Annotated in this window: 17 protein-coding genes and 5 tRNA genes; 7 read left to right on the top strand and 15 right to left on the bottom strand. The window is 66.1% G+C overall.

Features of this window, described 5'->3' with window-relative positions:
• The first annotated feature begins 181 nt into the window (after positions 1-181).
• The 4 genes from LXT13_RS02485 (at position 182) to LXT13_RS02470 (ending at position 3,595) form a co-directional block, all read left to right on the top strand.
• Positions 182-1,024, top strand: a complete 843-nt coding sequence (locus LXT13_RS02485; RefSeq protein ID WP_233370020.1) for a 2OG-Fe(II) oxygenase family protein — start codon at positions 182-184, stop codon at positions 1,022-1,024.
• Positions 1,025-1,095: 71 nt separating this feature from the next.
• The gene (locus LXT13_RS02480; protein WP_419964635.1) at positions 1,096-1,305 is read left to right on the top strand and encodes a hypothetical protein; all 210 of its coding nucleotides are present in this window, start codon (positions 1,096-1,098) and stop codon (positions 1,303-1,305) included.
• A gap of 60 nt (positions 1,306-1,365) precedes the next feature.
• Positions 1,366-2,940, top strand: coding sequence for an ABC transporter substrate-binding protein (locus LXT13_RS02475; protein ID WP_233370019.1), 1,575 nt, complete (start codon positions 1,366-1,368; stop codon positions 2,938-2,940).
• Positions 2,941-2,947: 7 nt separating this feature from the next.
• On the top strand, positions 2,948-3,595 hold the full coding sequence (locus tag LXT13_RS02470) for a trimeric intracellular cation channel family protein (RefSeq protein ID WP_233370018.1): 648 nt from the start codon (positions 2,948-2,950) through the stop codon (positions 3,593-3,595).
• Between the two features lie 7 nt (positions 3,596-3,602).
• On the opposite strand, the gene LXT13_RS02465 is transcribed toward LXT13_RS02470, so the two are convergent.
• The 4 genes from LXT13_RS02465 to LXT13_RS02450 form a co-directional block, all read right to left on the bottom strand.
• Positions 3,603-4,610, bottom strand: coding sequence for an NAD(P)H-dependent flavin oxidoreductase (locus LXT13_RS02465; protein ID WP_419964634.1), 1,008 nt, complete (start codon positions 4,608-4,610; stop codon positions 3,603-3,605).
• Complete coding sequence (locus LXT13_RS02460; protein ID WP_233370016.1) at positions 4,567-6,354, bottom strand: acyl-CoA dehydrogenase family protein; 1,788 nt, start codon at positions 6,352-6,354, stop codon at positions 4,567-4,569. The genes LXT13_RS02465 and LXT13_RS02460 overlap by 44 nt, the downstream gene beginning before the upstream one ends.
• 75 nt (positions 6,355-6,429) lie before the next feature.
• Complete coding sequence (locus LXT13_RS02455) at positions 6,430-7,359, bottom strand: electron transfer flavoprotein subunit alpha/FixB family protein (RefSeq protein WP_233370015.1); 930 nt, start codon at positions 7,357-7,359, stop codon at positions 6,430-6,432.
• Entirely contained in the window at positions 7,359-8,114 is a 756-nt protein-coding gene (locus LXT13_RS02450) for an electron transfer flavoprotein subunit beta/FixA family protein (RefSeq protein WP_233370014.1), read from the bottom strand. The genes LXT13_RS02455 and LXT13_RS02450 overlap by 1 nt, the downstream gene beginning before the upstream one ends.
• Before the next feature lie 172 nt (positions 8,115-8,286).
• Between LXT13_RS02450 and murI the strand changes: the two genes are divergently transcribed.
• Positions 8,287-9,114 carry a glutamate racemase gene (murI, locus tag LXT13_RS02445; protein WP_233370013.1) on the top strand — a complete coding sequence of 276 codons (828 nt, stop codon included), beginning with the start codon at positions 8,287-8,289 and terminating at the stop codon, positions 9,112-9,114.
• An 8-nt stretch (positions 9,115-9,122) separates the two neighbouring features.
• On the opposite strand, the gene LXT13_RS02440 is transcribed toward murI, so the two are convergent.
• The 11 genes from LXT13_RS02440 to LXT13_RS02390 all read right to left on the bottom strand — a co-directional run bounded on the left by LXT13_RS02440 (position 9,123) and on the right by LXT13_RS02390 (position 20,190).
• Positions 9,123-9,210 (bottom strand) — tRNA-Leu (locus tag LXT13_RS02440).
• A 67-nt stretch (positions 9,211-9,277) separates the two neighbouring features.
• A tRNA-Gly gene (locus LXT13_RS02435) sits at positions 9,278-9,353 on the bottom strand.
• A 12-nt stretch (positions 9,354-9,365) separates the two neighbouring features.
• Positions 9,366-9,439 (bottom strand) — tRNA-Cys (locus LXT13_RS02430).
• Between the two features lie 72 nt (positions 9,440-9,511).
• A tRNA-Gly gene (locus tag LXT13_RS02425) sits at positions 9,512-9,587 on the bottom strand.
• Positions 9,588-9,669: 82 nt separating this feature from the next.
• Positions 9,670-12,084, bottom strand: a complete 2,415-nt coding sequence (gene lon, locus LXT13_RS02420; RefSeq protein ID WP_233370012.1) for an endopeptidase La — start codon at positions 12,082-12,084, stop codon at positions 9,670-9,672.
• Between the two features lie 70 nt (positions 12,085-12,154).
• Positions 12,155-13,426 carry an ATP-dependent Clp protease ATP-binding subunit ClpX gene (clpX, locus tag LXT13_RS02415; RefSeq protein WP_233370011.1) on the bottom strand — a complete coding sequence of 424 codons (1,272 nt, stop codon included), beginning with the start codon at positions 13,424-13,426 and terminating at the stop codon, positions 12,155-12,157.
• 148 nt (positions 13,427-13,574) lie between these two features.
• Complete coding sequence (clpP, locus tag LXT13_RS02410; RefSeq protein WP_233370010.1) at positions 13,575-14,183, bottom strand: ATP-dependent Clp endopeptidase proteolytic subunit ClpP; 609 nt, start codon at positions 14,181-14,183, stop codon at positions 13,575-13,577.
• A gap of 121 nt (positions 14,184-14,304) precedes the next feature.
• Entirely contained in the window at positions 14,305-15,618 is a 1,314-nt protein-coding gene (tig, locus tag LXT13_RS02405) for a trigger factor (RefSeq protein WP_233370009.1), read from the bottom strand.
• A gap of 28 nt (positions 15,619-15,646) precedes the next feature.
• A tRNA-Leu gene (locus LXT13_RS02400) sits at positions 15,647-15,733 on the bottom strand.
• Positions 15,734-15,861: 128 nt separating this feature from the next.
• Positions 15,862-19,044 (bottom strand): efflux RND transporter permease subunit, encoded by a 3,183-nt coding sequence (locus LXT13_RS02395; RefSeq protein WP_233370008.1) that lies wholly within the window; start codon positions 19,042-19,044, stop codon positions 15,862-15,864.
• 12 nt (positions 19,045-19,056) lie between these two features.
• Complete coding sequence (locus tag LXT13_RS02390) at positions 19,057-20,190, bottom strand: efflux RND transporter periplasmic adaptor subunit (protein WP_233370007.1); 1,134 nt, start codon at positions 20,188-20,190, stop codon at positions 19,057-19,059.
• Between the two features lie 140 nt (positions 20,191-20,330).
• Between LXT13_RS02390 and hpnC the strand changes: the two genes are divergently transcribed.
• Entirely contained in the window at positions 20,331-21,155 is an 825-nt protein-coding gene (gene hpnC, locus LXT13_RS02385) for a squalene synthase HpnC (RefSeq protein ID WP_233370006.1), read from the top strand.
• The gene (hpnD, locus tag LXT13_RS02380; protein WP_233370005.1) at positions 21,152-21,997 is read left to right on the top strand and encodes a presqualene diphosphate synthase HpnD; all 846 of its coding nucleotides are present in this window, start codon (positions 21,152-21,154) and stop codon (positions 21,995-21,997) included. Before hpnC ends, hpnD begins: the two co-directional genes overlap by 4 nt.
• Positions 21,998-22,048 lie beyond the last annotated feature (51 nt).

Raw genomic sequence — 22,048 nt, 5'->3', positions numbered from 1 at the left:
CTTCGCTGTTACCAGGCAAAAGGGACGGGAAGGACCTGAAGTCTCAAGGGGCCGAACTCTAGCACTTCGGGTTTGTCCCGGCTCGTAACCGCTGTGAGACAAAGTTGACAGACGAACAGCCTCGAAAGTTGACTGACCCGTAAACTCTTGCGCCTTGCCGCCCGGTTACCAGGAGATTCCGATGCAAGTCCAGGTCGTCGACTACCGCGCCCCCGACGCGGCCGAAGCCTTCACCCGCTCCCTGCACGAGACCGGATTCGGCGTGCTGACGCACCACCCGATCCGCCAGGCGTTGGTCGAGAAGATCTACGCCGACTGGCTGGCCTTCTTCAACAGCGACGCCAAGCAGGCCTTCGCGTTCTCCAAGGAGACGCAGGACGGCTGGTTCTCGACCGAGATCTCCGAGACCGCCAAGGGCTTCCAGCAGAAGGACATCAAGGAATACTTCCACGTCTACCCGTGGGGCCGCATCCCGCCGCAGTTGAAGGACGACGCACTCACCTATTACCGCGAGGCCAATGCGCTCGCCGAGGAACTGCTGGGCTGGGTGGAACGCTACACACCGCCGGAGATCGCTGCGAGCTACCGCGAGCCGCTGTCGCAGATGATCCGCGGCAGCACCAAGACGCTGTTGCGAGTGCTTCGCTACCCGCCGCTGACGGGGCTGGAGCCCGCTGGCAGCCTGCGCGCGGCGCCGCATGGCGACATCAACCTGCTGACCATCCTGCCCGCCGCCAACGAGCCGGGGCTGCAGGTTCTGGGCAAGGACGGCGCCTGGCACGACGTACCGTGCGACTTCGGCACGCTGACGATCAACATCGGCGACATGCTGCAGGAGGCCTCGGCCGGCTATTACCCGTCGACGCAGCACCGCGTCGTCAATCCCACCGGCGAAGGCGCGACGAAGAGCCGCGTGTCGCTGCCCCTCTTCCTGCATCCGCGCGACGACGTGGTGTTGAGCGACCGATACACCGCGGGCAGCTACCTGGAAGAGCGGCTGCGCGAGCTGGGGGTCAAGAGCTGAAACGGGTCATCGAAATCCACCCCGACGCGCCGGCCAAGCCGGCCGTCGGACAGCCGTGCAACGGCTGCGGGGTGTGCTGCCTGGCCGAGCCCTGTCCGCTGGGCGTCGTGCTGAGCCGGCGCCTAAAGGGTGCCTGCGATGCCCTGCGCTGGGACGGGGCACGCTATGTGTGCGGCGCGCTGACCGGCCGACCGAGCGGGCTGCGCGCCTGGCTGGTGCGCCGCTGGATATCGTCCGGCTCGGGCTGCGACTGCACGCTGGAAGTCGCGGGCAAGCCCTAGCCGGCGGGACTCGCGGCGCGGCTACATTTTTTGGCCTCTGCCGTCCCACAAGGAACCCGCATGCCTCTGCTGACCCGCCGACTGCTACCTCTGATCGCCGCCCTGGCGCTGACCGTCACCGCCCATGCCGCCCCGCTGCGCTGGGCCGCGCAGAACGATGTACTGACGCTGGACCCGCATTCGCAGGACCACAACACCTCCAACGCGATCGGCGCCCACATCTACGAAGGCCTGACACGGCTGAGCAAGGACTACCGTCCCGAGCCGTCGCTCGCCACGAAGTGGACTTACCTTTCGCAGACGCAGGTGCGCTTCGACCTGCGCCGTGGCGTGAAGTTCCATGATGGCTCGCCATTCACGGCGGACGACGTCGTCTTCAGCTTCGCGCGCATCACGCAGCCGCAGGGCACGAAGCAGACCTACGTGTCGGGCATCAAGGAGGTCCGCAAGATCGACGACAACACCGTCGACCTGCTGCTTGAGGCGCCCACGCCGATGCTGCTGCAGAACATCATCAGCTTCCCGATCATGAGCAAGGCGTGGGCCGAGAAGAACAAGGCCACCAACACGCAGGACTACAAGTCCAAGGAAGAGAACTTCGCGTCGCGCAACGCCAACGGCACCGGCCCGTACAAGCTGGTGAGCTGGCAGCCCGACCAGGCCGTGAAGATGGTGGCCAACCCGGACTGGTGGGACAAGAACCCCGGCAACGTGACCGAGCTGAGCTACCTGCCGATCAAGAGCGCGCCCACCCGCGTCGCGGCACTGCTGTCGGGCGACGTGGACCTCGTCACCGACCTACCACCGCAGGACTTCTTCCGACTCAAGGAGGAAGGCAAGGTCAAGCTGCTGGAGGGCGCGGAGATCCGCACCGTCTTCTTCGTCATGGACGAGGGCAGCGACGAGCTGCGCGACTCCAACGTGAAGGGCAGGAACCCGTTCAAGGACAAGCGCGTGCGAGAGGCGCTGAACCTGGCGCTGGACCGCGAGGCGATCCGGCGCAACATCATGCGCGGCCTCTCCGTGCCCGCGGCGCTGATGGTGCCGCCCGGCGTCAACGGCTGGGATGCCGCGCTGGACAAGCCGGCAAAGCCCGACCTGGACCGGGCGAAGAAGCTGCTCGCCGACGCGGGCTACCCGCAGGGCTTCACCGTGCCGCTGCACTGCCCGAACAACCGCTATGTCAATGACGAGCAGGTCTGCCAGGCGGCCGCGTCGATGTGGGCCAAGATCGGCGTGCAGGTGCGCCTCATCGCCGCGCCTTTCTCGACGCACAGCCAGACCTTCCAGCGCGGCGAGTCACCGCTGTACATGCTGGGCTGGGGCGTGTCGACCTACGACTCGCTATACGCACTGCAGGCCTGGGGCCACACGCGCACCAACGGCGCGGATGGCAACTTCAATTTCGGCAAGGTCAGCGACGCGACACTCGACGGCTTGATCCAGAAGATCAAGTTCGAGCCCGACGTGGCCAAGCGCAACGCGCTGATCCGCGACGCGCTGCTGCGCGTGCGTGACGAGTTCCTGTTCATCCCCATCCACCACCAGATCCGGCCCTGGGCGATGAAGAAGGGCGTGGAGACGCTGCACCGCTCCAACGACTACTTCGAGGCCCGGTACACGTCCATCAAGTGACGCCCGCGTGAAGCCGCCCGTCATCACCTTCTCGACACTGCAAGCCGCCGTCGAGATTGCCGCCACCATCGCCTTCGCGCTGTCCGGCCTGCTGGCCGGGGCGCGGAAGCATCTCGACGCGGTGGGCCTGTGCGTCGTGGCAGGCCTCTCTGCGTTCGGCGGCGGCACGCTGCGCGACGTGCTGCTCGACCGCCGGCCCTTCTTCTGGGTGGAGCATGCCGACTGGCTGTGGGCGCTGATGGGGCTGAGCTTCGGCGCGATGTTGTTCCTGCGCAAGCGTCATCTGGCATTGACGGAGCGCGCCATCCAGTGGCCCGATGCACTGGGCCTGGGTCTCTTCACGGCCAACGGCGCGCTGCTGGCACTGGGCGCCGGCCAGCCCGACATCGTCGCCGTGCTGATGGGTGTCATCACGGCGACCTTCGGCGGCGTACTGCGGGACATCGTCTGCAACGAGATCCCCGCCGCCTTCCACGACCACCGGCCCTACGCGCTGTGCAGCTTTGTCGGCGGCTGGGTGCTGGTGGCGGTGGTGCGGCTCGACGCCCCGCAGTGGGCCGCCGTCAGCGCGGCGGCCGTCACGGTCGTCGCGTTGCGCGGCCTGGCGCTGTGGACCGGTTGGACGCTGCCCGCCTGGCGCATCCACAAGCGCTGAAACGGCGTCAGCCCAGCGCCAGACGCTGGCGCGCAGCGCCGTACTCGCGCTTCAGGCGCGCCACGAGCTGCGCCGCCGGCACGACCTCGCGCACTGCACCGATGCCCTGGCCGCTGCCCCAGATGTCCTTCCACGCCTTGGCGGCGCCGCCAGCAAAATTCATCGCGCTCGGATCGCTCTCGGGCAGGTGGTCCGGGTCCAGGCCCGCGTTGACGATGGAGCCGCGCAGGTAGTTGCCGTGCACCCCGGTGAAGAGGTTGCTGTAAATGATGTCATCACTGTTGCTGTCGACGATCATCTGCTTGTAGGCCTCGGTCGCACGAGCCTCTTCGGTCGCGATGAACGCGGATCCGATGTAGGCCAGGTCCGCACCGCAGGCCTGCGCGGCCAGCACGGCGTCACCCGTTGCGATGGCGCCTGACAACACCAGCGGGCCGTCGAACCATTCGCGGATCTCCTGGATCAGCGCGAACGGGCTCTTCACGCCGGCATGTCCGCCCGCCCCTGCCGCCACGGCGATGAGGCCGTCGGCACCCTTTTCGATTGCCTTGTGAGCGAACTTGTTGTTGATGACGTCGTGCAGCACGACGCCGCCCCAGCTGTGCACCGCCTGGTTCACGTCCTCCCGGGCGCCGAGCGACGTGATGACGATAGGCACCTTGTACTTGGCGCAGACCTGCATGTCATGCATCAGCCGCTCGTTGCTCTTGTGCACGATCTGGTTGATGGCGAACGGCGCGGCCGGCTGGTCCGGGTTGGCGCGGTCATGGGCAGCGAGCGCCTCGGTGATCTCCGCCAGCCAGTCGTCGAGTTGCTCCGCCGGGCGCGCGTTAAGCGCCGGCATGGAGCCGACGATGCCCGCCTTGCACTGCTCGATGACGAGCTTGGGATTGCTGATGATGAACAGCGGCGAGCCGATGACCGGCAGGCGGAGTCGCTTCAGGACGGAAGGCAGGGCCAAGGGATTCTCCTCAAAAAGCGTCCAGCGGCAGGGCCGTGACACTGTCGGCGCCATCGACGATGGCTGCACGCAGCGCGGCGGTGCGCGGCAAGATGTGTTCGGCGTAGAAGCGCGCGGTGGCGATCTTCGCCTGCATGAAGGCCTCGTCGCTGGCCAGCTTGTCCTCGGCAGCGATCAGCGCGCGCGCCAGCTGCCAGCCGGCCACGAGGTTGCCCGCCAGCATCAGATAAGGCACGGAGCCTGCGTAGGCCGCGTTCGGTTGCGGCTTAGCGTGCGAAGCGATGAACTCGACAGCAGCAAGGAAGTCGTCTCGCGATGCGCGCAGCTGCTTCAGCATCGATTTCGCGGCTGCGCTGCTGCGCTGCGCGAGCTGGCCTTCCGTCACCTCGATCTGGCCGGCGATCGCGCGGGCCAGCGAGCCGCCGTCACGCGCCGTCTTGCGGCCGACGAGATCGTTGGCCTGGATGGCCGTCGTGCCTTCATAAATGGTGAGGATCTTGGCGTCGCGGTAGTACTGCGCCGCACCTGTCTCCTCGATGAAGCCCATGCCACCATGCACCTGCACGCCGAGTGACGCGACCTCCTGGCTCATCTCGGTGCTGTAGCCCTTCACGAGCGGCACCATGAACTCGTAGAACGCCTGGCTTTGCTGGCGGACGGCGGTGTCCGGATGGTGATGCGCCGCATCGAACGCCGCAGCGGCGGTGCTGGCCATCGCGCGGCAGCCCTCGGTCAGTGCACGCATCGTCATCAGCATGCGGCGGACGTCGGGGTGGTGAACAATGGGGGCAGGGCCGGTGGCCGAGCCGTCCACGGGCCGGGACTGGACACGGTCCTTCGCATAGGCCACGGCCTTCTGGTACGCGCGGTCAGCGATGGCAATGCCTTGTAGCCCCACACCGTAGCGGGCCGCATTCATCATGATGAACATGTACTCGAGGCCGCGGTTCTCCTCACCGATGAGTTCGCCCCAGGCGCCGCCGTGGTCGCCGAACTGCAACACTGCCGTCGGGCTGGCCTTGATGCCCAGCTTGTGCTCGATCGACACGCAGTGCACGTCGTTGCGCGCACCGAGCGAGCCGTCCGCATTGATCAGGAACTTCGGCACGAGGAACAGGCTGATGCCTTTCACGCCCTCAGGCGCCCCGGTCACGCGGGCCAGCACCAGGTGGACGATGTTCTCGGCCATGTCGTGCTCGCCATAGGTGATGAAGATCTTCGTGCCGAAGAGCTTGTAGCGGCCGTCGCCCAGCGGCTCGGCCCGCGTGCGCACGAGCGCCAGGTCGGAGCCAGCCTGCGGCTCGGTGAGGTTCATCGTGCCGGTCCACGAGCCGTCGAGCAGCCTCGGGATGAAGGTCGCTCGCTGCGCGTCGCTGCCCGCTGTCAAAAGCGCCTCGACGGCGCCATCGGTCAGCAGTGGGCACAGCGCAAAGCTCATGTTGGCCGCTTGCAGCATCTCGTTGCAGGCCGCGGCAATCGTCTTCGGCGCGCCCTGCCCGCCGAAGTCCACGGGATGCACCAGGCCCTGCCAGCCGCCTTCGACGTAAGCACGGAAGGCTTCCTTGAAGCCTGGCGTCGTCGTGACCGCCCCATCCTTGAAGCTCGACGGGTTCTTGTCGCCTTCGAAGTTCAGCGGCGCAATGACGTCCTGAGTCAGCTTGGCGCATTCGTCCAGCACGGCCGCGGCCGTGTCCAGACCGTAGTCCGCGAAGGCGGGCACCTGTTGCACCAGCTCGTCCAGCCCCGCGAGGTGCCGGATGTTGAAGAGCAGGTCCTTGACGGGGGCGACGTAACTCATTCGTTACTCCTCAAGTCAACAAAAAGGGCGCCGCGACGTGACGGTCGGGGCGCCCGGCAGTGATGCGCGCCGGCTTTACAGCGCGTTGACCAGTTCCGGCACGGCCGTGAAGAGGTCGGCCTCCAGACCGTAGTCGGCCACCGAGAAGATGGGCGCTTCCGGGTCCTTGTTGATCGCGACGATGACCTTCGAGTCCTTCATGCCCGCGAGGTGCTGGATGGCACCCGAGATGCCAGCGGCGATGTAGAGCTGCGGCGCGACGATCTTGCCGGTCTGGCCCACCTGCCAGTCGTTCGGCGCATAGCCGGCATCGACGGCAGCGCGCGACGCACCGAGAGCCGCGCCGAGCTTGTCGGCCAGCGGCGTCAGCACTTCATTGAACTTTTCGCTGCTGCCCAGCGCGCGGCCGCCGGACACGATGATCTTGGCGGCAGTCAGTTCGGGCCGGTCGCTCTTGGTGACCTCACGGCCCACGAAGCTGCTCTTGCCCACGTCGGCGGCCGCGGCAATCGTCTCCACCGGCGCGGCGCCACCGGCTGCGGCTGGGTCGAAACCCGTCGTGCGCACGGTGATGACCTTGACGGCATCCGTCGCCTGCACGGTGGCGATCGCATTGCCGGCGTAGATGGGGCGCTCAAAGGTGTCGGCGCTGACCACCTTGGTGATGTCGCTGACCTGGGCCACGTCCAGCAGCGCGGCCACCCGCGGCGCGACGTTCTTGCCGGCAGCCGTCGCGGGGAATACCAGGTGGCTGTACCCCGAGGCCAGCGCAATCACCTGCGCGGCGACGTTTTCGGCCAGGCTTTCGGCCAGTGCAGACGAGTCGGCATGCAGCACCTTGGCGACACCAGCGATCTGCGCGGCAGCCGCGGCAGCGGCACCAGCATTGTGGCCCGCCACCAGCACATGCACGTCGCCACCCAGCGCCGCGGCGGCCGTGACGGTGTTCAGCGTGGCGCCCTTGATCGAGGCGTTGTCGTGTTCGGCAATAACCAGGGCAGTCATCAGATCACCTTCGCTTCTGTCTTCAGTTTGTTCACCAGCGTCGCCACATCCGGCACCTTGACACCCGCGCCACGCTTCGGCGGCTCACTGACCTTCAACGTCTTGATGCGCGGCGTCACGTTCACGCCCAGGTCTTCGGGCTTGACGGTCTCCAGCGGCTTCTTGCGCGCCTTCATGATGTTGGGCAGCGTCACGTAGCGCGGCTCGTTCAGCCGCAGGTCCGTGGTCACTACGGCCGGCAGGCTCAGCGACACGGTTTCGAGACCGCCGTCCACCTCGCGCGTGACGTTCACCTTGTCGCCCGCTACCTCCACCTTGCTGGCGAATGTGCCCTGCGGCATGCCGGCCAGCGCGGCGAGCATCTGGCCCGTTTGGTTGCAGTCGTCGTCGATGGCCTGCTTGCCCAGGATGACCAGTTGCGGCTGCTCCTTGTCCACCAGCGCCTTCAGCAGCTTGGCGACGGCCAGCGGCTGCAGGTCCAGGTCAGCCGGCGTTTCGACGAGGATGGCGCGGTCGGCACCGATAGCCATGGCCGTGCGCAGGATGTCCTGCGCCTGCGCCACGCCGCAGGAGACAGCGACAATCTCCGTCACGACGCCCTTCTCCTTCAGGCGCACGGCCTCTTCGATGGCGATCTCGTCGAACGGATTCATCGACATCTTCACGTTGGCGATGTCGACGCCCGTGCCGTCGCTCTTCACGCGTACCTTGACGTTGTAGTCGACAACGCGCTTCACCGGGACCAAGACCTTCATCGAAAACTCCAGCTCGAATTGACGTGTACGTTAATCAGATTCTACGGGGCGCTCCGTCCGGAGCCGCACTCAAAAAAGCACGATCGTTCGATTCTAGCCAGACCCTGGTTGCAGCCCGATCGACTGTTTCTGGAGAGCCCTCTCGAATCGCGAAGCTAGACTGATGGCGCCCATGCAGATTGACTCCCCTACCGCCCGCGAAATCGGCGTTTTCGACTCTGGCGTCGGCGGTCTCACCGTGCTGCGCGAACTGCGCCGGCTGCTGCCTGACGCCAGGCTTCGATACCTCGCAGACACCGCCTATGCGCCGTATGGCGGCCGCAGTGCCGACGACATCCGCGCGCGCAGCATGGCAATCACGGAGCACTTGATCGACTGCGGCGCCGGTCTGATCGTCATCGCGTGCAACACGGCCACAGCACACGCCATCGAGGCGCTGCGCGCGCGTTGGCCTGCCCTCCCCTTCGTCGGCACGGAGCCTGGCATCAAGCCGGCCGTCGCGGCCACGCGCAACGGTCGCATCGGCCTGCTGGCGACGTCAGCCACGGCCGCCAGCGCGCGGTTGCGCGCGCTGATCGACCGACACGCCAACGGCCGCGAGGTCATCGTGCGAGGCTGCCCAGGCATCGTGGAACACATCGAGGCCGGCGATCTCGACAGCCCTTTGCTGCGGCGGCTCGTCGAAGAGCATTGCGCTCCACTGCGGCAGGCAGGCGTCGACACCGTCCTACTGGGCTGCACGCACTATCCGCTGATCGAGCCGCTGTGGCAGGCCGCGCTGGCCCCCAACGTCGAGTTGCTGCACATCGAGACCGCCGTCGCCCGCCGGGCAGTGGATCTATGGACACCGACAGGAGGCAATGCCACGCTGCAGGTCGAAACGAGCGGCGACCCCACCACGCTGCAGGACTGGATCGCCCAGGTGCTGGGTTGGCGAGGACTCCATGTCCAGGCCTGGGCACACGAAAACAACAACGGCCAGCAAGTGCTGACCGCCTGAGAGAAGCCTGGTGCCCGGGACGGGACTTGAACCCGTACGCCTGTTGAGGGCGGCGGATTTTAAGTCCGCTGCGTTTACCGATTTCGCCACCCGGGCGGCGGCCGCATTATCGAGGCGGCACCAAAGAAAACGGGAGATCCGATTACTCGAATCTCCCGTGATTTGGAGCGGGTAACGAGGCTCGAACTCGTGACCTCAACCTTGGCAAGGTTGCGCTCTACCAACTGAGCTACACCCGCATGGTGTTTTTTTGGAGGCGCGATCCGGAGTCGAACCGGACTGACCGGATTTGCAATCCGGGGCATAACCGCTTTGCTATCGCGCCGCCGTAAACCCAATCAAAGCCGTTGGTGCGACTTTGACGAAAAAGGGAAGCCGGGGCTTCCCTTAGTAATACTGGAGCGGGATAAGAGGCTCGAACTCTCGACCTATACCTTGGCAAGGTATCGCTCTACCAACTGAGCTAATCCCGCTTTGTTCCGCTACACCGTTGCCGATCTAGCGAAGCTGGCATTGTAATCCAACTTTTTGCCGGATGACAAGCCAATCGCTCACTCAATGCGGCACGACTGTGCTCTTGGGTGCTCCCTCTTCCGGCTTGGCCGCGGCGACCGGCACTTCCTCGTCGGGCAGCGGCGCAGGCAGGGACTCCAGGGCCACTTCCAGCACGCGCTCGATCCAACGCACCGGCACGATCTCCAGCTGGTTCTTGACGTTCTCCGGAATGTCCTGAAGATCCTTGACGTTCTCTTCCGGGATCATGACCGTCTTGATGCCGCCGCGGTGGGCCGCAAGCAGCTTCTCCTTCAGGCCACCGATCGCGGTGACTTCGCCACGCAGCGTGATCTCGCCGGTCATCGCGACATCGGCACGCACCGGGATGCCGGTCAGTGCCGACACGAAGGCCGTCGTCATCGCGGCACCGGCGCTTGGACCGTCCTTGGGCGTCGCGCCATCGGGCACGTGGACGTGCACGTCGCGCTTCTCGAAGACCTCGTCCTTGATGCCCAAGCGCCGTGCGCGCGAGCGCACCACCGTGCGAGCCGCCTCGACGGATTCCTTCATCACGTCGCCCAGCGAGCCGGTGCGGATGATGTTGCCCTTGCCCGGCATCGCGGTGGCTTCGATGGTCAGCAGATCGCCGCCCACCTCCGTCCACGCCAGGCCCACGACCTGGCCAACCTGGTTCTTCTTCTCGGCACGGCCGAAGTCGTACTTGCGCACGCCAAGGAAGTCGTGAAGGTTCTCTTCGGTGACGACCACCTTGCCTTCGTAGGTCTTGAGCTGGATGCCCTTGACCACCTTGCGGCAGATCTTGGACATCTCGCGCTCAAGCGAACGCACGCCGGCTTCACGCGTGTAGTAGCGGATCACGCCACGGATGGCCGACTCGGTGACATCAAGCTCCTCGTCCAGCACGCCGTTGTTCTTGCGTTGCTTGGGCAGCAGGTAGGTCTGCGCGATGTTGACCTTCTCGTCCTCGGTGTAGCCAGACAGGCGAATGACTTCCATCCGGTCCAGCAGAGCCGGCGGGATGTTCATCGAGTTCGACGTCGCGACAAACATCACGTCGGACAGGTCGAAGTCGACCTCGATGTAGTGGTCACCAAAGGTGTGGTTCTGCTCGGGGTCCAGCACCTCCAGCAACGCCGACGACGGGTCGCCGCGGAAGTCCATGCCCAGCTTGTCGATCTCGTCGAGCAGGAACAACGGGTTGCGCGTGCCGACCTTGGTCAGCGACTGCAGCACCTTGCCCGGCATGGAGCCGATGTAGGTGCGGCGGTGGCCGCGGATCTCGGCTTCGTCGCGCACGCCGCCCAGCGCCATGCGAACGAACTTGCGGCCGGTGGCGCGCGCCACGCTCTGGCCAAGCGAGGTCTTGCCGACGCCCGGAGGGCCCACGAGGCACAGGATCGGCGCCTTGACCTTCTCGACACGCTGCTGCACCGCGAGATATTCAAGGATGCGATCCTTGACCTTCTCGAGGCCGTAGTGGTCTTCGTTGAGCACGTCCTCGGCGTTCTTGAGGTCGTGCTTGATCTTGGTCTTCTTGCTCCAGGGCAAGTTGACCAGCGTGTCGATGTAGTTGCGCACCACGGTCGCCTCGGCGGACATGGGCGACATCAGCTTGAGCTTCTTCAGCTCCGCGTCGGCCTTCTTGCGCGCTTCCTTGGGCATGCGGGCCGCAAGGATCTTCTTCTCGAGCTCCTCCATGTCGGCGCCGTCTTCGCCGTCGCCGAGTTCCTTCTGGATGGCCTTGACCTGCTCGTTCAGGTAGTACTCGCGCTGGCTCTTCTCCATCTGGCGCTTGACGCGCCCGCGGATGCGCTTTTCGACCTGCAGGATGTCGACTTCATGCTCGAGGAGGTCGAGCAGCTTTTCGAGGCGCTTGGCCACGTCGGCCAAGTCCAGCACGGCCTGCTTGGCATCGAGCTTGAGCGGCAGGTGGGCAGCGATGGTGTCGGCGAGGCGACCCGGATCGTCGATACCGCCGATGGACGTGAGGATCTCAGGCGGGATCTTCTTGTTCAGCTTGACGTACTGGTCGAACTGCTGAGTAACGGCGCGGCGCAGCGCTTCGACTTCGGGGGCGTGCTCGGTCTCGGGCGGGATGGGCGTGACTTCGGCAACGAAGTGCTCACCGGGCTCGGTGATCGTGCTGGTCGTCGCGCGCTGCAGGCCTTCGACCAGCACCTTCACGGTGCCGTCGGGCAGCTTCAGCATCTGCAGGATGCTGGAGACGCAGCCGACCTCGAACATGTCCTCGGGCTTGGGTTCGTCCTTGCCGGCGGCCTTTTGTGCGACCAGCATGATCTGGCGGCCTGCTTCCATCGCGGCTTCCAAGGCCTTGATGGACTTGGGGCGCCCGACGAACAGCGGGATGACCATGTGCGGGAACACGACCACGTCACGCAGCGGCAGCAGCGGCAGCGTGATCGGGTCGGCGGGAAGGATGGGATGTCCGGACATGAAGACCTCTCTTTCTCAGGCCGATGTGCGGCCTGAGGGGGCGAATGCAAGGTGAGCCGGCGTCAGGGAGTCAGGCGCTGGCTTTGGCCTGCTCGCGGTAGACCAGCAAGGGCCGTGCCGACGGCTCCTCGATGTTGTGCTCGTCCAGCACGACCTTCTCGACGCCATCCAGCGTCGGCAGGTCGAACATGGTGTCGATGAGCGACTGCTCCATGATGGAACGCAGGCCGCGGGCGCCAGTCTTGCGCGCCAGCGCCCTGCGGGCGATGGCGGCCAGGGCTGGCTTGCGGATTTCCAGCTCGACGCCGTCCATCTCGAACAGTTGCTGGTATTGCTTGACCAGCGCGTTCTTGGGCTCGGTGAGGATCTGGATCAACGCGTCTTCGGTCAGCTCGCCCAGCGTCGCGACGACGGGCAGGCGGCCGACCAGCTCGGGGATCAGGCCGAACTTGATGATGTCTTCCGGCTCGCACTCACGGAAGACCTCGCCGACCTTCTTCTCGGACTTGCTGCGCACCGTCGCACCGAAGCCGATCCCGGACTTCTCGCTGCGGTTCTGGATGACCTTTTCCAGGCCGTCGAAGGCACCGCCGCAGATGAACAGGATGTTGGTCGTGTCGATCTGCAGGAAGTCCTGGTTCGGGTGCTTGCGGCCGCCCTGCGGCGGCACCGAGGCCATCGTGCCTTCGACGAGCTTGAGCAGCGCCTGCTGCACGCCCTCGCCGGACACGTCCCGCGTGATGGAGGGGTTATCGGCCTTGCGCGAGATCTTGTCGATCTCGTCGATATAGACGATGCCGCGCTGCGCGCGCTCGACGTCGTAATTGCAGTTCTGCAGCAGCTTCTGGATGATGTTCTCGACGTCCTCGCCGACATAGCCAGCTTCAGTCAGCGTCGTCGCGTCGGCGATCACGAACGGCACGTTCAGCAGGCGCGCCAACGTCTGGGCCAGCAGCGTCTTGCCGGAGCCGGTCGGGCCGATCAACAGGATGTTGCTCTTGGACAGTTCAACCGAATCCTTCGTCGCCGCCATGTGGCGCAGACGCTTGTAGTGGTTGTAAACCGCAACCGCGAGCGTGCGCTTGGCCACGTCCTGGCCGATGACGTACTGGTCGAGGCTGGACTTGATCTCGCTCGGCGTGGGCAGGTCCGACTTGCCGGCACGCGCGGCCGGCGCCGGTGCCGGGATCTCGTCACGGACGATGTCGTTGCACAGCTCGATGCACTCGTCGCAGATGAACACCGACGGACCAGCGATGAGCTTCTTCACCTCATGCTGGCTCTTGCCGCAGAAGGAGCAGTAAAGAACTTTCTCGCTGGAGGTGCCTTTTTTGTCGGCCATGAGAACTGCTCGAAAAAACTAAGGAAACCGGGGCGGGACGCCTCGGATGATGATAGTCCAAACGATCTCGGGGCCCTCATGGGGATAAGGGCCCCGATTTCGCTGCGAATCCCGGGGCCGCGAACGGCCCCTCACGCATCAAAGCCGGTCAGGGCCGGTGTTCCAGCACCTGGTCGATCAAACCGTAGTTCTGGGCCTCCGCCGCGGACATGAAGTAATCGCGCTCCGTGTCGGACTGGATTTTCTCCAGCGTCTGCCCCGTGCGCTCGGCCAGGATACGGTTCAAGGTCTCGCGCGTCTTCAGGATTTCACGCGCATGGATCTCGATGTCGGTCGCCTGGCCCTGCGCACCGCCCAGCGGCTGGTGGATCATGACCTTGGCGTTGGGCAGCGAGAAGCGCTTGCCCTTGGCACCCGCAGCCAGCAGGAAGGCGCCCATGCTGGCGGCCATGCCCATGCACAGCGTCGACACCTCGGGCTTGATGAACTGCATCGTGTCGAAGATGGACATGCCGGCCGACACGCTGCCGCCCGGGCTGTTGATGTAGAGCGAGATTTCCTTGTCGGGGTTCTCGCTCTCCAGGAACAGCAGCTGCGCGACCACCAGGTTCGCAATGGCGTCATTGACCGGGCCCACCAGGAAGACGATGCGCTCGCGCAGCAGGCGCGAGTAGATGTCATAGGCCCGCTCGCCACGGCCGGACTGTTCGATGACCATGGGCACGAGGCCCAGATTGCTGGTGTCGAGAGCGCTCATTCAGTTCCTTGAAACGATTCAGTAGCGGCAGTTATGGGGATGGATTATGGACATGCAAGAACAAAGGCGCCGGGCCTCGCGGCGCGGCGCCTTTTTCGAGCAGGGCCTCTCGGCCGTATCGTCAGTTGCCGGCGGCCATCAGTTCGTCGAAGGGCAAGGCCTTGTCCGTCACCTTGGCCGTCGCCAGCACAAATTCCGTGACGTTGTTCTCGACGACGACGGCCTCGACTTCGGCCATGCGCTCGCGGTCGCTGAGGTACCAACGCATCACTTCGGCGGGCTTCTCGTAGCTCTGCGACAGCTCTTCGATGTGAGCCTGCAGCTGGGCCGGCTTGGCCTGCAGGTTGTTGGCACGCACGAGCTCGGCAACGACCAGGCCCAGGCGCACGCGACGCTCGGCCTGCGGCTTGAAGATGTCGGCGGGGATCTCGGCCTTGTCGGCATCCTTGACGCCGCGCTTCTTCAGGTCCTCACGGGCCTGGCCGACCATGCGCTCGGCTTCGCCCATCACCAGCGCGTTGGGCACGTCCAGTTCGGACACGGCCACCAGCGCGTCCATGACGGCCGCCTTGTTGCGGGCCAGCACGCGGAACTTCACCTCGCGCTCGAGGTTCTTCTTGATGTCGGCGCGCAGGGCCTCGACTGTGCCGTCCTTGATGCCGAGCGACTTGGCGAACGCCTCGTTCACGTCGGGCAGGTGCTGGGCCTCGATCTTCTTGACTGTGACGAGGAAGTCAGCTTCCTTGCCGGCCACGTCCTTGCCGTGGTAGTCCTCGGGGAACTGCAGCGGGAAAGTCTTGCTCTCGCCAGCCTTCATGCCGCGCACGGCGGCATCGAACTGCTCCAGCATCTGGCCTTCGCCGATCAGGAACTGGAAGCCCTCGGCCTTGCCGCCGGCAAAAGGTTCGCCGTCGATCTTGCCTTCGAAGTCGATGGTGACGCGGTCACCGACCTGGGCCACGTCAGCGGCGGCGCGCTGCGCGAAGCTGCGGCGCTGCTTGCGCAGGATCTCGACGGTCTTGTCGATGGCTTCCTCGGTCACATCGCTGGAGACGCGCTCGACGTCAGCGCCGGCCAGGTCGCCGATCTTCACCTCGGGATAGACCTCGAAGGTCGCGTCGAAGGCCATCTGGCCTTCGGGCGCTTCGTTCTTCTGCTCGATGCGCGGCATGCCGGCCACACGCAGCTGGGCCTCGTTGGCAGCGTTGTTGAAAGCTGCGCCGAGCTTGTCATTGACGACCTCGTACTGCACCGAGTAGCCGTAGCGCTGGGCCACGACGTTCAGCGGCACCTTGCCGGGGCGGAAGCCATCGGCCTTGACGGTGCGGGCCAGCTTCTTCAGGCGGGCTTCGACTTCGCTGTTGATCTCAGCGGCCGCCACGTGCAGGGTGATGCGGCGTTCCAGCTTTTCGAGGGTTTCGACGGTGACGGCCATGATGGACTCGGGAACAGTTGAAGGACAGTGGTGCGCGGGGCCGGACTCGAACCGGCACGCCCGTGAAGGCGTCAGGACCTAAACCTGGTGCGTCTACCAATTTCGCCACCCGCGCGGACTGGGTTGGGTTGCCGTTTCAAAACGCGTGGCAACCCCGAAGGCGATTCGGCAAACCGGCGATTGTAGCTACGCCGCGCGGCGCGCCACCCGCCCCGTTTTCAGGGCAGGTGCGGCGGGGGCGGGTCAGAGCACTTCGGTAGGCGCGAAGTCGATCTCGCTGTGCAGCCGGCTTTCCTCTTCCTCGCGCGGCCGCATCACGCGGAACCAGGCCGCGTACATTGCCGGCAGCGCAAGCAGCGTCAGCGCCGTGGCGACGATGAGGCCGCCCATGATGGCCACGGCCATCGGCCCCCAGAAGACGCTGCGCGACAGCGGGATCATGGCCAGCACCGCCGCCGCGGCGGTCAGCACGATGGGACGGAAGCGCCGCACGACCGATTCGACGATGGCCGACCAGTCCGGCACACCGCGGGCGCGGTCCTGCTCGATCTGGTCGATGAGGATGACCGAGTTGCGGATGATCATGCCGTTGAGCGCGATGACGCCCAGCATCGCCACGAAGCCGAACGGTCGGCCGAGCGCCAGCAGGGCCATGGCCACTCCGGCAATGCCGAGGAAGCCGGTCAGGAAGGCCAGCATCGCACGGCTGAAGCTCTGCAGCTGCAGCATCAGCAGCGTGAAGGTGATGAACAGCATGATGGGCACGCCGGCAAAGATGGACCCCTGGCCCTTGCTGCTCTCCTCTACCGCGCCGGCGATCTGAATGCCATAGCCCGAGGGCATGCGCTGCCGCAGCTCGTCGAGCTGAGGCCACAGCTGCTCCGTCACGGTGGCGCCCTGCAACCCCTCGGCCACGTCGCCCTGCACGGTCACCGCGTAGTTGCGACCCTCGCGCCACATGACACCCGGCTCCCAGTCGAAGTCCACCTTGGCGATCTGCGTCAGCGGGATCGCCCGACCCGAAGCGGACGGCACATAGGCGTTGCCGATGTCGGTGATGACGGCGCGTTCCTCCTTCGGCTGGCGCAGCACGATGTCGATGAGCTTGTCGGCCTCGCGATACTGGCCGATGACGGTGCCGGACAGCAGCGTACGGGCCGACTGCGCCAGCGTCTGGCTGCTGACGCCGAGCGCCCGAGCCTTGTCCTGGTCGACGTTGAGCCGCAGCGTCTTGACGTTCTCGTTCCAGTTGTCATTGACGCCGCGCATGTTGGGGTTAGCGCGCAGGATGTCCTTGGCCTTGTCGGCCCACTCGCGGACGATCTTCGGGTCCGCGCCCGTCACGCGAAACTGCACCGGATACGGCACGGGCGGTCCGTTGGGCAGCAGCTTCACGCGGCCGCGGGCCTCGGGGAATTCTTCGGCCAGCAGCGCAGGCAGCCGGGCCCGCAGCTCCTCGCGAGCGCTCAGATCCTTGGGCAGCAGGATGGCCTGCGTCACGTTGGCCTGCGGGAAGATTTGGTCCAGCGGCAGGTAGAAGCGCGGCACGCCGGAACCGACCCAGCTCGTCACTGTCGAGATGCCGGGCTCCTTGAGCATGCGGCCCTCGAAACGCCTGGCCAGTCGGTCGGTCTCCTCGATGGTGGCACCCTCGGGCAGCCACAGGTCCACGAGGATCTCGGGGCGACTGGAGTCGGGGAAGAACTGCTGCTGCACGCGGCTCATGCCGAGCAGACCCAACGCGAAGACGACCAACGTGATCGCCAGCGTCTTCCAGCGGTTCTCGACGCACCAGCGCACCAGCACGCGGAAGCGGTTGTAGAACGGCGTGTCGAAGAGTTCGTGCGCCTCGCCTTCGTGATGACGCACCTTGAGCAGCAGTGCGCCGAGGTAGGGCACGAAGTAGACCGACACCAGCCACGAGATGATCAGGGCCGCCGCTGTGACGGCGAAGATGGCGAAGGTGTACTCGCCCACGGTCGACTGCGCCAGCCCGATGGGCAGGAAGCCGACCGCCGTGATCAACGTACCGGTCAGCATGGGCATGGCCGTCACGTCATACGCGAAGGTGGCGGCGCGCATCTTGTCGAAGCCCTCTTCGAGCTTGCGCACCATCATCTCGACGGCAATGATGGCGTCGTCCACCAGCAGCCCGAGCGCGATGATCAGCGAGCCCAGCGAGATCTTGTGCAGGCCCACGCCCCAATAGAACATCACGACGAACGTGATGGCCAGCACCAGAGGAATGGTGATGCCCACGACGAGGCCAGGCCACACATCGATGCGCAGCGGCCGGGTGTGCAGGCCCAGCGACAGGAAGCTGACAGCCAGCACGATGACCACCGCCTCGATGAGCACGTGCACGAACTCGCCGACCGATGTCGACACGGCCTTGGGCTGATCCTGGATCTGGTCGAGCTGGATGCCGGCCGGCAGCTCGTGCTGGATGGCCTTGACCGCCACGTTCAGCGCCTTGCCCATCGCGATGATGTCGCCGCCCTTGGCCATCGACACGCCCAGCGCCAGCACCTCCCTGCCCTGGTGGCGTACCTTGACGGCCGGGGGGTCGACATAGTCGCGCCGGATCTCGGCGATGTCGCCCAGGCGCATCTGGCTGGCCACGCCGGTCTGCGGATTGACAGCGCGGATGGGCACCTCCGCCAGCGCCTGCGCGCTCGTGAACTGCCCCTGCACTCGGATCTGGAAGTTGGCGCTGCCCGCGTTCAGCACGCCCGCGCCCTCGACCGCGTTCTGCGCGCCGATCTGGCTGATGACCTGATTGAAGTCCAGCCCCAGCTGTGCGAGCCGCTTCTGAGAGATCTCGACGAAGAGCTTCTCAGGCTGGATGCCGAAGATCTCGACCTTGGCCACGTCGCGCACCTGCAGCAGCGACTGCCGCACGCGGTCGGCGTGCTCGCGCAGCTCCTCGCGGCTAAAGCCATCGGCCGACAGCGCGAAGATGGAACCGTAGACATCGCCGAACTCGTCGTTGAAGAACGGCCCCTGCACGCCCTGAGGCAGCGTGTACTGCATGTCGCCCAGCTTCTTGCGCACCTGGTACCAGAGCTCGGCCACCTCCTTGGGAGGCGTGTTCTCCTTCAGCTGGAAGATCGTCAGCGACTCGCCGGGCTTGGTGTACGAGCTGATCTTGTCGGCATGGTTCACCTCCTGCAGCGTCTTCTCGATCTTGTCGGTGACTTGGTCGGCCACCTGCTGCGCCGTCGCGCCAGGCCAGAAGGCCTGGACGACCATCGCACGGAAGGTGAACGGCGGGTCCTCGTCCTGCCCGAGCTGGAAGTAGGCGATGAAGCCGGCCAGCATCAGCACCACCATCAGGTAGCGCGTGAGCGCGGGATGCTCCAGCGCCCAGCGCGAGATGTTGAAACCGGCAGCCTCGGAGGGCGTGTTGGCGGGCGAACTATTCATGCAGCCCCCGGCTCAGCGAGACGCTGCGGCAGCCGCGGGCGTCGCTTCGGTCGTTCTCGGCGGCACGTAGCGCTTGACCTTCTGGCCCGGGTTGAGCACATGCACGCCGGCCACCACCACCTCCTGGCCGGCATTGAGCCCGCCGGCAATGACGACGACGTTGCCTTCCGCGCCGCCCACCTGCACCGGCACCGGCCGGACCGTCATCGAGCCACCGTCCAACACCCAGACCGACGTCTTGCCCGACTGCTGCAGCACGGCAGCCAGCGGCAGCTTGATGACGCCCGACTGCTGCGGCAGGTCCAGGACGACGGTCGCCGACTGGCCCAGCTTCACGTCCAGCTTGCCGACGTCCGCCTTGATGAGGAAGGTGCGCGTCGCCGGGTCGGCCGCGGCCGCCACCTCACGCAGCGTCAGCGGCCAGGTCTTGTCACCGCCCCACAGACGCACCTTCAGCGCGCCGGGCGCCGCAGCGGCCGCCTTCACGCGGGCAATCTGGTCTTCCGGCACGGAGAACACGACGTCGCGCGGGCCGTCCAGCGCGACGCCGATCACCGGCGTCCCCGCCGCCAGCACCTGGCCCGGCTCCGCGTCGATCGACGTGACGACGCCAGCCCCGTCGGCCACCAGCTGCGCATAGGCCGCCTGGTTTACCTGCACGTCGGCCTGCGCCTTGGCCTGCTCCAACTGCGCCTGGGCCGCCTTGAAGGCCGAGTCACGCCGCTCGAGCTCTGCGGCGCTGATGAAGCCCTGGCGCTGCAGGTCGACGAAGCGCTTGTAGTCCGCGCCCGCCTGATCGCGGTTGGTGCGGGCGGCCATCACGGCGGCGCTCGCAGCGGCCTCGGCCAGCTTCAGATCCTGCGCATCGATGCGGGCCAGCACCTGGCCTGGCTTCACCGTATCGCCCAGATTGACCGCCCGGCTCAACAGCTTGCCGCCGACGCGGAAGGATAGGCGCGACTCGATGCGCGCCTTCACCTCGGCCGCATACTCATGGCTGGCGCTGGCGGACGTGGTGCTGACGGTCTGGGTACGGACGGCCCGCTCGGGCTCCGGCGCCGCGGCCTGCTTGCCGCATCCCGTCATCAGGATCGAAAGCAGGGCCACCAGCAGCAAGGGCGGCGCGAGACGCAGGAGATGGGGCATGCAAACCTCGACAGGGGAGAAGCTGCCGGCAAATTAGTGACCGGCGGGTCAGTAATGTATTCAGACCCCGTGACAACTGTCAAACCTCGCCGAATTTCGCTGTTACGTCGCGGCCTTGCAAGCGGAAGTTGAGAAAAGACTTGAGCGTCGACCATTACGAGAACTTTCCTGTTGCATCGGTGTTGTGTCCTCGCGGCATGCGGCCGGCGGTGGTGGCCGTGTACCACTTCGCCCGTACGGCCGACGATCTGGCCGACGAGGGGGACGCCAGCACGGACGCGCGCCGCCAAGCGCTGCTGGCCTACCGCGCCGATCTCGCAGCGGTGGCGGCCGGCCGCGCGCCGTCCGGGCGCTGGCCAGGGGTCTTCACGCTGCTGTCACGCGAACTGCACCGGCTGGAGCCCGGCTTGCTGCACGACTTGCTTGACGCCTTCGAGCAGGACCTGGCGCCACCGCGCTACCGCGACCGCGCCCATGTGCTGGACTATTGCCGCCGCTCGGCCAACCCGGTCGGCCGGCTGCTGCTGGGCCTGTACGGCGTGGGCGACGCGCTGTCGCTGCGGCGCTCGGATGCCATCTGCTCCGCACTGCAGTTGATCAACTTCTGGCAGGACTTCACGCGCGACGGGCCCAACGGCCGGCTCTACGTGCCGCAATCCGACCTCGACCGCCACGGCGTCAGCGCCGAAGACGTGCTGGCCTGCCGCGACAGCCCGGCCGCGCGGGCGCTGATCCGCGACCTCTGCGGCTGGGCGCGGTTGCTGATGCTGGAAGGCGCGCCGCTGGCCCTGTCGCTGCCGGGTCGTGTCGGCTGGGAACTGCGCCTGGTCGTGCAGGGCGGCCTGCTCATCCTGGACAAGATCGAAGCCCGCGGCCACGACAGCCTGCTGCACCGGCCCGCGGTTCGCAAGGCCGACCTGCCGCGCCTGGCCTGGCGTGCGCTGACAATGCGCGCCACATCATGAGCCCCGAGCAATACGTCCAGCAGAAGGCCGCCGCCAGCGGCTCGAGCTTCTACTACGCCTTCCTCTTCCTGCCGCCGCAGCGGCGCGCAGCCATCACGGCCTTCTACGCCTTCTGCCGTGAGGTCGACGACGTCGTCGACGAGACGCAGGACGGCAGTGTCGCCGCCACCAAGCTCGCGTGGTGGCGCAAGGAGGCCGCCAGCGCCTTTACCGGTCAGCCGACGCACCCGGTCATGAAGGCGCTGATGCCGCACACGGCCGCCTACGACATCCGGCTGGAGCACCTGAATGCCATCATCGATGGCTGCGAGATGGACCTGCAACAGACGCGCTACCTCGACTTCCCCGGTCTGCAGCGCTATTGCCACCTCGTGGCCGGCGTCGTCGGCGAGGTCGCCAGCAGCATCTTCGGCCGCACCCAGCGGCAGACGATCGAGTACGCGCACAAGCTGGGCCTGGCCATGCAGCTGACCAACATCATCCGCGACGTCGGTGACGATGCGCGGCGCGGCCGCATCTACCTGCCGGTGAACGAACTGCAGCAGTTTGGCGTCAAGGCCAACGAGATCCTGCTGCGCAGCCAGCCCTGGGGTTACAGCGAGCGCTTCACCGCGCTGATGACCTTCCAGGCCGAGCGCGCGCATCGGCTCTACGACGACGCCTTCGCGCTGCTGCCCGACGCGGACCGCTCGGCCCAGAAGCCGGGGCTGATGATGGCCAACATCTACCGCGCGCTGCTGGTGGAGATCGAGCGCGAGCGCTTCCAGGTGCTGCACCAGCGCATCTCGCTGACGCCGCTGCGCAAGCTGTGGATCGCGATGAAGACCAACTGGAAGACATGACCCACCCCCTACCGGCTCCGCCGGCCCCCTCGAGGGGGCGCTCCCGGCAGC

This window comes from Pelomonas cellulosilytica (assembly GCF_021353265.1).
Taxonomy (GTDB): Bacteria; Pseudomonadota; Gammaproteobacteria; order Burkholderiales; family Burkholderiaceae_C; genus Pelomonas; species Pelomonas cellulosilytica.
The sequence above is the reverse complement of the archived record's forward strand: the minus strand, read 5'-3'. Positions and strand labels throughout refer to the sequence as shown.